The sequence below is a fragment of the Planctomycetota bacterium genome (genome assembly GCA_016872555.1).
Taxonomy (GTDB): domain Bacteria; phylum Planctomycetota; class Planctomycetia; order Pirellulales; family UBA1268; genus F1-20-MAGs016.
This window is the reverse complement of sequence record VGZO01000085.1, coordinates 1-9,204: the sequence shown is the minus strand read 5'-3', so window position 1 is coordinate 9,204 and position 9,204 is coordinate 1. Positions and strand designations below refer to the sequence as shown.

Here is a 9,204-nt window from a genome sequence, read left to right as displayed (position 1 = left end):
CGTTCGCGTCTCGGTGACGCCGCTGTTCTCCGGTGTCGGACAGGTGACCACGTTCAACTTCGCCGGCGGCGGTGCGATGGGCACCGGCGGGATGGGTGGCGGTGGCATGGGCGGCATGGGTGGCGGGGGCATGGGCGGGATGGGTGGCGGCGGCATGGGCGGGATGGGCGGCATGGGCGGCGGCGGCATGGGCGGCGGCTTCTGCTGGGTCGCCCGCGAGGTGTACGGTGCCGACGACCCGCGCTGGCTGCTGTTCCGCGAGTGGCTCCGCAGCGATGCCCCGCGCTGGCTCCACGACTTGTACGGCCGCGAAGGTGAGCGTTTCGCCGCCTGGATCAGCGACAAGCCGGCCGCCAAGGCGGTGGTGCGGTCGCTGATGGACGCGGCGATCGCCCCCCGGCTCGAACGGCCGTAGCAGCCGGTGGCCGCGTCGACGCCGCACCCACACCAGGACCAGCGATGGCCACCTTCGGCGTGATCCTGGCAGCGGCCGGAAAGAGCAGCCGCTTCCAGGACGCCAATTACAAGAAACCGTTCGCCCCGCTGGCGGGTCGGCCCGTGTGGCTGCATTCGGCCGAACGGTTCACCGACCGTCCCGACGTCAAGCAGGTGGTGATCGTCGTCGCCCCCGACGATCGTGTGGCGTTCGTCGAGAAGTTCGGCGCCAACCTGGCGTTCATGGGAATCACGCTCGCCGAGGGGGGAGCCCAGCGCGCCGATTCCGTCCGCCGCGGCCTGGAAAAACTCTCCCCCGAGATCGACGTCGTCGCGATCCACGACGCCGCCCGCCCCTGCCTGGCAGCGGCGTGGATCGACAAGGTGTTCGCGGCCGGTGCCCGCACGGGGGCGGCGATCCTCGCCACCCCGGTCGTCGCCACGCTGAAGCGCGTCGCCGCCGACCAGACGATTTCGGGCACGGTCGATCGCACCGGGCTGTGGGAGGCGCAGACCCCGCAGGTGTTCTCGCGGGCGCTGCTCGAGAAGGCGTTCGCCACCGCACCCGGCAGCCAGGCGACCGACGAATCGTCGCTGATCGAGGCGCTCGGCCACCCCGTGATCGTCGTGCCGGGATCGCCCCTCAACATCAAGATCACGTCGCGCGAGGACCTGCGGATGGCGGAGAAGTGCCTCGAGGCGCTTCCCAAGCCGAAGCTCACCGGCCCCCACCACCCCTTCGGCGACGACGACCGATGGCGTTGAACCACACGGATCTCCTCGCCGATCTGGCGGCCCGCGGCCTGGTCCACCAGTCGACCGATCTGGCCGGGCTGGGATCGTGGCTCGCCACGGCCGGGCGACGGATCTACTGCGGATTCGATCCGACGTCCGACAGCCTCCATGTCGGGAGCCTGCTGCCGCTGGTGCTCCTGCGGCGCGTGGCGGCGGCCGGTCACGAACCGATCGCCCTGCTCGGTGGTGCCACCGGGATGATCGGCGACCCGAGTGGCAGGAGCGAGGAGCGCAACCTGCTCGCCCCGGAGCAACTCGCCGCCAATCTCGCGGGGATCGGCCACCAGATCCGCACCCTGTTGGCGGCACCGGGGCCCGACGGCCGCGTCACCTCCGGTCCCGTCCACGTCGTCGACAACGCCGATTGGATGCGCGGTGTCGGCTATCTCGCCTTCCTCCGCGACGTCGGCAAGCACGTGCCGCTGTCGCAGATGCTCGCCAAGGATTCGGTGCAGTCGCGTCTCGATCGCGACGGCGGGCTGTCGTACACCGAATTCAGCTACATGCTCCTCCAGGCCTGGGACTTCGTCCATCTGTCCGACGCCTTCGACTGCCGGGTCCAGTTGGGCGGCAGCGACCAGTGGGGCAACATCACCGCCGGGATCGAGCTCGGGCGCCGGCTCCGCGGTCGCGAGCTCCACGCCGTCACCTGCCCGCTGCTGGTGAAGTCGGACGGCACGAAGATGGGGAAGACCGCGTCGGGAGCGATCTGGCTCGACGCGAAACGCACCAGCCCGTTCCGGTTCTACCAGTACTGGATCAACCTCGACGACACCGACGCCGGCCGCTGCCTGCTGCGGCTCACCGAGCTCCCACTCGACGAGATCCGCGCGCTCGACGCCCAGCGCGCCAGCGACCCGGCCGCGCGGACGAGCCAGAAGCGCCTCGCCGAGGAGCTCACCCGCCTCGTCCACGGCCCCGACGGCCTGGCCCACGCCCGGCAGGCGACGGAGGTGTTTTTCGGCGCCGAGGTGGCGAGCCTCGACCCGACGGCGCTCGACGACGTGTTCGCCGACGTCGCCAGCCACGAGTTTTCCAGGACGGCTCTCGACGGCGAGGGCTTGGCGGTCGTCGAGGCGTTCGAGCGGACCGGCCTGGCGCCGAGCCGGTCGGCGGCGCGGCGGACGATCGAGCAGGGTGGCGGCTACGTCAACAACCGCCGGGTCTCGGATCCCACGCGGCGGCTGACCTCCGCCGACCTGGTCGGCGGAACGTCGATCGTGCTCCGGTCGGGAAAGAAGTCGTACGCGCTGGCGCGGTTCGCCGATCGGCCTTGACCCGGGCCGGCGCGGGGGCGTACTGCTGCGGCCCCTCCGAGGAGCCCGCCATGCGTTCCCTCCGCCTCGCCCTCGCGTCCCTGCTCCTGGGCGCGACGGCCTTCGCCGCCCCCCCAGAAGGCCGCGACGGCCCCGGCACCACCGGCCTCGAGGATCGGCTCGTCGCCGGGCTCCAGGTGAGGCGCCCCGCCGATCGCGACTACATCGGCCGCGTCGTCGGATTGGTGGAGGAGGGCCGGTTGCCGCCGAAGCTCGTCGACGCGACGTTCCTGTGGGCCGTGCGCCGCCGCCAGCGGCACCCGCTCCCGGCGTTCCGCGAGGCGCTCCGCCTCCAGGCCGACCGGCTCGGCATCGCCGTTGAGTGACGCGGCGTCAGCCGAGCCCCAGCAGGCCGTGGAGCCGGGGATCGGCGAGCGAGTCCGCCACCAGCCTGACGCCGCTGAAATCGTGACTCCGGCTGTGTTCGCCCGGCACGGCGACGACGACCGCGCCGGCTGCCACGCCCGCCCGGCATCCGACGTGCGAATCCTCGAGCACGACGAGCTGCCCGGGGACCACGCCGAGCCGCTCGGCGGCGAGCCGGTAGATCGCCGGGTCGGGCTTGCCCCGTTCCACGTCGTGGGCGGTGAGCACGCAGGCGAAGCGGTCGGCCAGCGCCAGCCGCGCGAGGATGTCGTGGGCGTAGTCCGGCGCACTGCTGGTGGCGACGCAGCGCGGCACGCCGGCCGCGGCGAGCCGGTCGAGCAGCGCCACCGCCCCGGGAAGCGCCGCCAGCCGCGCGTCGAGGAAGCCGACGAAGATCTCGCGCGTCTCGCGCGACAGGGTCTCGATCGTGTCCGACAGCCCGTGCCATTCGATCATCGTCTTCAGGGCCACCGCCTGCGGCCTCCCCACCATCGCGTCGAGGAGGTCCGGGCCGAGGCTGCGGCCGCGGCGCCGGAGCAGTTCGGCGCCGACGTCGGGATAGATGTCCTCGGTGTTGACCAGGAGGCCGTCGAGGTCGAAGGCCACGGCGAGGCGCGGTGCGGGATCGGCAGAGGTCGTCATCGGTCGGCGGGGGCGTCGTGCGGGGAAGGGGCTCGGTCACCGGCGGGGATCCGGTACACGGCGTAGACGCCGGCGCGGTGGAGGAGATCCCAACCGAAGTCATCGATGCCGGGCACGTCGACCGGCACGATCGCGTGGGTGGCGCCATAGCGGGCGGCGGCGGCGGCGGCGCGCTGCCGGCCCAGTTCGGCCGTGCTGTTGACCATCCCGCGGAGCGAGCCGTCGCGTGAGTAGCAGTCGATCATCCGGCGGCGCCATTCGAGCAGCGAGGGGACGTCCTGGGGGCTGTTCTTCCAGCCGACCACCTCGGCACGGCCGGTGAACCAGGTGAAGCTCGCCGCGCCGCGCGGCGTGAGAAACCGGGCACCGGCGGGGACGTTCGCGGCGACCCAGCGGCAGGCGTCGCGCCAGGCCGGGGCGTCGACTCGGGCATCGGCGCGTGGCGCGGGGGTGGAGCGTCCCGGGAGTGGCCAGTGGGCCGACTGTCCGGCGAGATCGGCTGCCAGCAGCAGGGCCGCGAGCGCTCGGGTCGCCGGGACGGGAAGGGGCACGATTCGGGCGAGCACGGCGCGGTCGGCCAGAACCGCGGCCACCGTCGCCGCGAGCGACAGGGGCACGAGCACGTCGGCGAGCCGGAAAAAGTAGTAGCGGAGCAGCCCGTAGACGGCGGCCGGTGCGAGGGGCTCCGCCAGCGACACGACCACCCCGGCGGCCGAGATCACCAGCGCCGCCAGCGTGAGCCGGTCGCTGCGGCGCCAGGCGGGGGTCGAGGGCAGCCGGCCGCGGAGGAGGAGCCACACGCACACCGCGAGGACGTGGCGCGCCCACAGCCCGTCGGCGAACGAACGGAGCAGGAGATGATGGGGGAGGCGCTCGACGACGTAGATCCGCGTCGCCGCGATCCGCTCGGCGGCCTCGGCCCCGGCAGTCAGCCCCAGTGCCGGCACGACACCGACCGCCGCGGCGGCAACGCCGGCTCCGAGCCAGGCCACGTCGCTGGCTTTCCACGGAGGCAGTTCCCCCCGGCTCCACCATGCCGCCAGCACCAGCGCCACCTGCGCCCAGCCGCCGACGAGCGGATGCAGCGCGGTGCCCGCGCCGGCCAGCGCCCAGGCGAGCGAAAACCGGCCGCGGGCCCAGACGCCTGCCGCCGCCAGGACGAATCCCCACGCAAAAACCTTCGCCTCGCAGCCGCCGAGCACCCACTCGCCGGCCGCCGTCGTCTGCCGCAGCGCCAGCGCGAACAGCGCCCCGGCGGCGATCCGCGCCGCCGCCGACGGGAGCAGCGGCCGCAGCGCCCACCAGGCTCCCACGGCCACGGCCAGCCAGCCGGCCCAGCGGCCCACCCAGGCCGCCGACTCGAGGGGCATTTCCGCCGCGATCGCGCCGAAGAGACGGAAAAACAGCCCGTGGCCGTCGGGTGTCTCGAGAAAGAAATCGCCGCGGCCAAAGTCGGGATCGGCCGCGTGGCGGGCCTTGGTGAGGTAGACCGTCTCGTTGACGTCGGGCACCGGCCAGGCCCCGGTCGCCGCGCAGAGAAGCGTGAGCACTGCCAGCTCCCCGATCACCGCCGCCGTCGACTGGACCGGTCGCTGCATGAAACGGCCTTGGTTTCCCGGACGATCTCGCACGGGCGACGGCAACCCTCCGGCAGGATACAGTGAGCGGCATGCAACCCGAAGCCGTCCCTCCCGCCCCGGCAGGCCCCGCCACGGCCGCCGGCGGCGCCGCGCTCCGTTCCGCAGTGGCTGCCGGGCAGATCGCGATCGTCGGAGCGCCACTGGCGATCGCCGCGAAACTCGTCGAACGCTCCGGCTTCGACGCCGTCTACCTGTCGGGCGCCGCGCTGTCGGCCGGTGGCCTCGCCGTGCCCGACGTCGGACTGTTCTCCCGCGCGCAGCTGGTCGAGCAGACCCGGATCCTCGCCCGGGCGGTGACGATTCCGCTCGTCGTCGATGCCGACACCGGGTTCGGCGGTCCCGACGAGGTGGCCCGCACCGTCCGGCTCCTCGAGGAAGCCGGGGCGGCGGCGATCCAGATCGAAGACCAGGTCGCCGTCGGCAAGCGCTGCGGCCACCTCGCCGGCAAGCAGGTGATCGCCGCCGCCGAGATGGCCGAAAAGGTGGCCGCCGCGGCCGAGGCCCGGCGCGACCGCGATCTGGTGATCATCGCCCGGTCCGACGCGCGGGGCGTCGCCGGCCTCGACGACTGCCTCCGCCGGCTCGAGGCCTACCGCGACGCCGGCGCCGACTGGCTGTTTCCCGAGGCGCTGGCCACGCGCGATGAGTTCACCACGGTCGGCGGCGTTTTCCGCGGCCGGCTGCCGCTGGTGGCCAACATGACCGAGTTCGGCGCCGGGCCGCTCCTCGACCGCGACGACCTGGAGTCGGCCGGATTCGCCGCGGTCCTCTACCCGATGACACTCCTCCGCCTGGCGATGACGGCGATGGAGGCGGGGCTGGCGATCCTCGCCGAAGAGGGCTCGCAGGAGGAGCTCGTCGACAGCATGCAGTCGCGGGAGGAGCTGTACGAACTGCTCGACTACGATCCCGCCCACCCGGAGCGCTGGCTCGAGGCCAACGGCCTCGGAGGCGCGACGGGAGCCGATGGAGCCTCGCCGCGATGACCGCTCCCAATTCCGACGCCGGCACCGCGGCCGGCGGACCCCCGCCTGTCGCCCGCGGTCTGGCCGGCGTGATCGCCGGTGAGACGGCGATCTCGTCGCTCGACAGCGGCCTCCGCTACCGGGGCTACGGGATCGAGCCGCTCGCCCGGGCGGCCGACTTCGAGGATGTCGCCTACCTGCTTCTCCACGGCGAGTTACCCGACCGCGCCGAACACGGCCGGTTCACGGCGCGCGTCCAAGCGGCCGCGGCAACGCCCGACCGGACCGTGATCGATGCCCTGGCCCTGCTCGCCGCCCGCGAGCCGGAGGCGGCGCCGATGGACGCCCTCCGGACCGGCGTCAGCATCCTCGGCCAGATCACGCGCGACGAGGCCCCGGGACCCCATGCCGCCCTCGTCGCCGCGGCCGAGCGGCTCATCGGCCAAGTGCCGGCGATTCTCGCCGCCTGGCTCGACCTCGTCGCCGGGCGCCCCGTGGCCCGCTGGCCCGATGCGGCGCTGGCCCCGGCGCTCCTCGAGCGACTCACTGGCGCCGCCCCCACCGCGGCCGCTGTCGCGGCCTTCGGGGCGACCCTCGTCCTCTACGCCGAGCACGAGTTCAACGCCTCGACGTTCGCCGCCCGGACGGTGGTTTCGACAGGCTCCGACATGCATTCGGCGATCGTGGCGGCGATCGGCACCCTCAAGGGCCCGCTCCACGGCGGTGCCAATGAGAAGGTCCTCGAGGTCCTCGCCGCGATCGGCGCGGCCGATCGGGCCGCCCCCTGGCTCGAGGAGCAGTTCGCCGGCAAACGCGTCGTGATGGGGTTCGGCCACCGTGTCTACAAGCACGGCGACGTCCGGGCGAAGCTCCTCGGCGAGCTGTGCGCCGCGATGGTCCGCGGCACGCCCGGCGAGGACCTGGAGACGCTGGCGCGGCGCGTCGAGGAGATCATGCTCGAGCGCAAGGGGCTGCGGCCGAACCTCGACTGGCCGGCAGCCCGCGTCTACCACGCCCTCGGCCTGCCGGTGAAGGTGTTCACGCCGATCTTCGTCGTCGCCCGGATGAGCGGCTGGACGGCCCACGTCATCGAACAGGCGGGGGACAATCGGCTCATCCGCCCCCTGTCGCTCTACGCCGGCCCTGCCCCGCGCGACTACCGGCCCCTCGGGAGCCGGTAGATCGGCCTGGCCCGACGTCGCCGCGGCCAGCACCGGAAAGCGAGCGGGGCGTGGCGGCCCGGGTGAGCCACCACGCCCGCGCCTGCGTGCCGAAAAGCGCCGGGCGGTTCACAACGCCGCGGCGGCGGATGTCGCCGGCCCCGCGCCGTTGGCCGGCGGGGCCTCGGCAGCCGGCTCGACCGTGGCCTGCACCAACACGCTCGGGACGACGTTCTCGCCCAGGTCGGTGGCGATCTTCAGCTCGCGCTCGATCTTGCCGGTCGCGTCGCCGGCCTTGAACGTCACCGGCAGGATGTGGACCAGGGCCGGCTCGGGCTTCGCCGGGCAGGTGATGCAGTCGTCGCCGCAATCGATGCCCGTCACCTTGAACGGCCGGTCGGCCTTGACGACGACGTTCTTCGTCACCGTCCCGCCACAGGGGACGGCGCCCATCGCCAGCAGCTGCGGGCTGACGGTGACCGGGGCCACGATCAAACCCTCGACGTCCATCGGGATCTGCGTCGCCCGCGGGTCGTTGGTGACGAGGATCAACTGGCCCTTGAGGAACCCCGCCGGAGCCCCGGGCTTGAGCCGGAAGGTGAGGTCGTACGACGACTGGCCGCCGCTCCGCTGCGGCTTCGAGAGCATGACTTCGAAATTGGAATTGACGCTCCGGACATCCTGGATCACCCAGGGGAAATCACCCGACCGAGAGACGCGGACCTTCTGCTCGGCGCCGCTCCCGAAGGGCACCTTGCCGAGGTCGACGAACGCGGGGGTGAAGGCGACGTCGCCGCGGATGTTGCCGCTGACCCGGAGCTGGACCTCGGCATAGAACGGCTTGTCGAACGTCACCGTCAGCGTGGCGCCGCGCTGGCCGACGAACGAGTGGGTGTTGAACGTGGCGATGATCTCGGCACTCTCCCCGGTCTTCAGGTCGTGGCGGGAGACCTTGGGGGAGGTGCACCCGCAACTCGACCGCACGGAGACGACGTGGACGTCTTCCTTGTAGGTGTTGGCGAAGACGAACCGGTGCTCCGTCTTCGCGCCCCGGGCGACGGTGCCGAAGTTGTGGGAGGTTTCGGTGAACATCTTCTTCGCCCAGTCCTGGGCCACGGCGGGCGCGGCCGAGACGACGGCGAGACAGACAGCGACGAGGGTGGTGCGCGGGAGGTTCATTGTTAGGGGGTGGACGGTCCAGTGAGGGGGGTGTGTCGGGGCCCTGCTCCATCCAACAACCAGAGGGTACGGATGCCGTCGATCGGGAGTCAACTCGACCGCGGGCCCGGGGTGAGGCGCACGAAGGCCTCGTGGGGAGTATCCCGCGCGCCCCAAGTGTCGGCGGCTGCCGATCCGACGTTTTCGCGGCCGGGTGGTGCGGCCCGTCCAGTCCGACCGATACCACCGCGGAGGTTTGCTAGGATGGCAAGGTCGGTGTCCGGCTCCGCCCGTGCGAGAACTGCCGGAGCCGAGGTCGTCGGTGGGACCGGTTCCCCACGGCGGCCGAGCGAATGGGGACCGGACACCCTCGGGGGCGTACTGGTTTCGACCGGATCGTCGGAGGTCCGGACCGCGTGCCGTGGTTGGTCGGCTGGCCACGTTAAAAGTCGACCAAGCTTCAATTGCCGAAGCTCAGTTTTCTCTGGCTGCTTAATTAAGTAGCCCCGAGCGATGGCCCCAGTCGGAAGGGCCTCCCAATCGGTCGCCAAATCCGACTCGCCCCGGTTCACCGCCTGGTACGGCCGGGGTCAAAAACGTTCCGGGCTGGTCAGCGAGGCACCCTGCCGGCCGGGGGCCCGCCGACGAGATCCAAATCGACCGGATACGCACGTAGACGTTCGTACTGAAGCATCACGGGACGCGGGTTCGACTCCCGCCGCCTCCA

The 9,204-nt window shown here is 72.3% G+C and carries 9 protein-coding genes, 1 other RNA gene and 1 pseudogene; 7 read left to right on the top strand and 4 right to left on the bottom strand.

Annotation, left to right across the window (positions count from 1 at the left end; all coding sequences use genetic code 11):
* Positions 1-64 precede the first annotated feature (64 nt).
* The 4 genes and pseudogenes from FJ309_16540 to FJ309_16525 all read left to right on the top strand — a co-directional run bounded on the left by FJ309_16540 (position 65) and on the right by FJ309_16525 (position 2,872).
* Positions 65-199 (top strand): annotated as a pseudogene (locus tag FJ309_16540) (RNA-binding protein).
* A gap of 260 nt (positions 200-459) precedes the next feature.
* Positions 460-1,200: a 2-C-methyl-D-erythritol 4-phosphate cytidylyltransferase gene (gene ispD / locus FJ309_16535; protein ID MBM3956186.1), complete on the top strand. Its 741-nt coding sequence runs from the start codon at positions 460-462 to the stop codon at positions 1,198-1,200.
* The gene (locus tag FJ309_16530; protein MBM3956185.1) at positions 1,191-2,507 is read left to right on the top strand and encodes a tyrosine--tRNA ligase; all 1,317 of its coding nucleotides are present in this window, start codon (positions 1,191-1,193) and stop codon (positions 2,505-2,507) included. The genes ispD and FJ309_16530 overlap by 10 nt, the downstream gene beginning before the upstream one ends.
* Before the next feature lie 50 nt (positions 2,508-2,557).
* On the top strand, positions 2,558-2,872 hold the full coding sequence (locus FJ309_16525) for a hypothetical protein (GenBank protein MBM3956184.1): 315 nt from the start codon (positions 2,558-2,560) through the stop codon (positions 2,870-2,872).
* Between the two features lie 7 nt (positions 2,873-2,879).
* Here FJ309_16525 and FJ309_16520 read toward each other — a convergent pair whose 3' ends face one another.
* Positions 2,880-3,554 (bottom strand): HAD family phosphatase, encoded by a 675-nt coding sequence (locus FJ309_16520; protein MBM3956183.1) that lies wholly within the window; start codon positions 3,552-3,554, stop codon positions 2,880-2,882.
* Positions 3,551-5,152: a hypothetical protein gene (locus FJ309_16515; protein MBM3956182.1), complete on the bottom strand. Its 1,602-nt coding sequence runs from the start codon at positions 5,150-5,152 to the stop codon at positions 3,551-3,553. The genes FJ309_16520 and FJ309_16515 overlap by 4 nt, the downstream gene beginning before the upstream one ends.
* A 71-nt stretch (positions 5,153-5,223) precedes the next feature.
* On the opposite strand from FJ309_16515, the gene FJ309_16510 reads away from it, so the two are divergent.
* A complete protein-coding gene (locus FJ309_16510; GenBank protein ID MBM3956181.1) occupies positions 5,224-6,180 on the top strand; it encodes a methylisocitrate lyase in 957 nt (318 codons plus the stop codon).
* Positions 6,177-7,340, top strand: coding sequence for a citrate synthase (locus FJ309_16505; GenBank protein MBM3956180.1), 1,164 nt, complete (start codon positions 6,177-6,179; stop codon positions 7,338-7,340). The genes FJ309_16510 and FJ309_16505 overlap by 4 nt, the downstream gene beginning before the upstream one ends.
* Here FJ309_16505 and FJ309_16500 read toward each other — a convergent pair.
* Both FJ309_16500 and FJ309_16495 read right to left on the bottom strand, forming a co-directional pair.
* A complete protein-coding gene (locus tag FJ309_16500) occupies positions 7,316-7,510 on the bottom strand; it encodes a hypothetical protein (protein MBM3956179.1) in 195 nt (64 codons plus the stop codon). The genes FJ309_16505 and FJ309_16500 overlap by 25 nt on opposite strands.
* Positions 7,449-8,498, bottom strand: a complete 1,050-nt coding sequence (locus FJ309_16495) for a DUF1573 domain-containing protein (protein ID MBM3956178.1) — start codon at positions 8,496-8,498, stop codon at positions 7,449-7,451. Before FJ309_16495 ends, FJ309_16500 begins: the two co-directional genes overlap by 62 nt.
* Before the next feature lie 351 nt (positions 8,499-8,849).
* On the opposite strand from FJ309_16495, the gene ssrA reads away from it, so the two are divergent.
* Positions 8,850-9,204, top strand: a transfer-messenger RNA (tmRNA) gene (gene ssrA, locus FJ309_16490).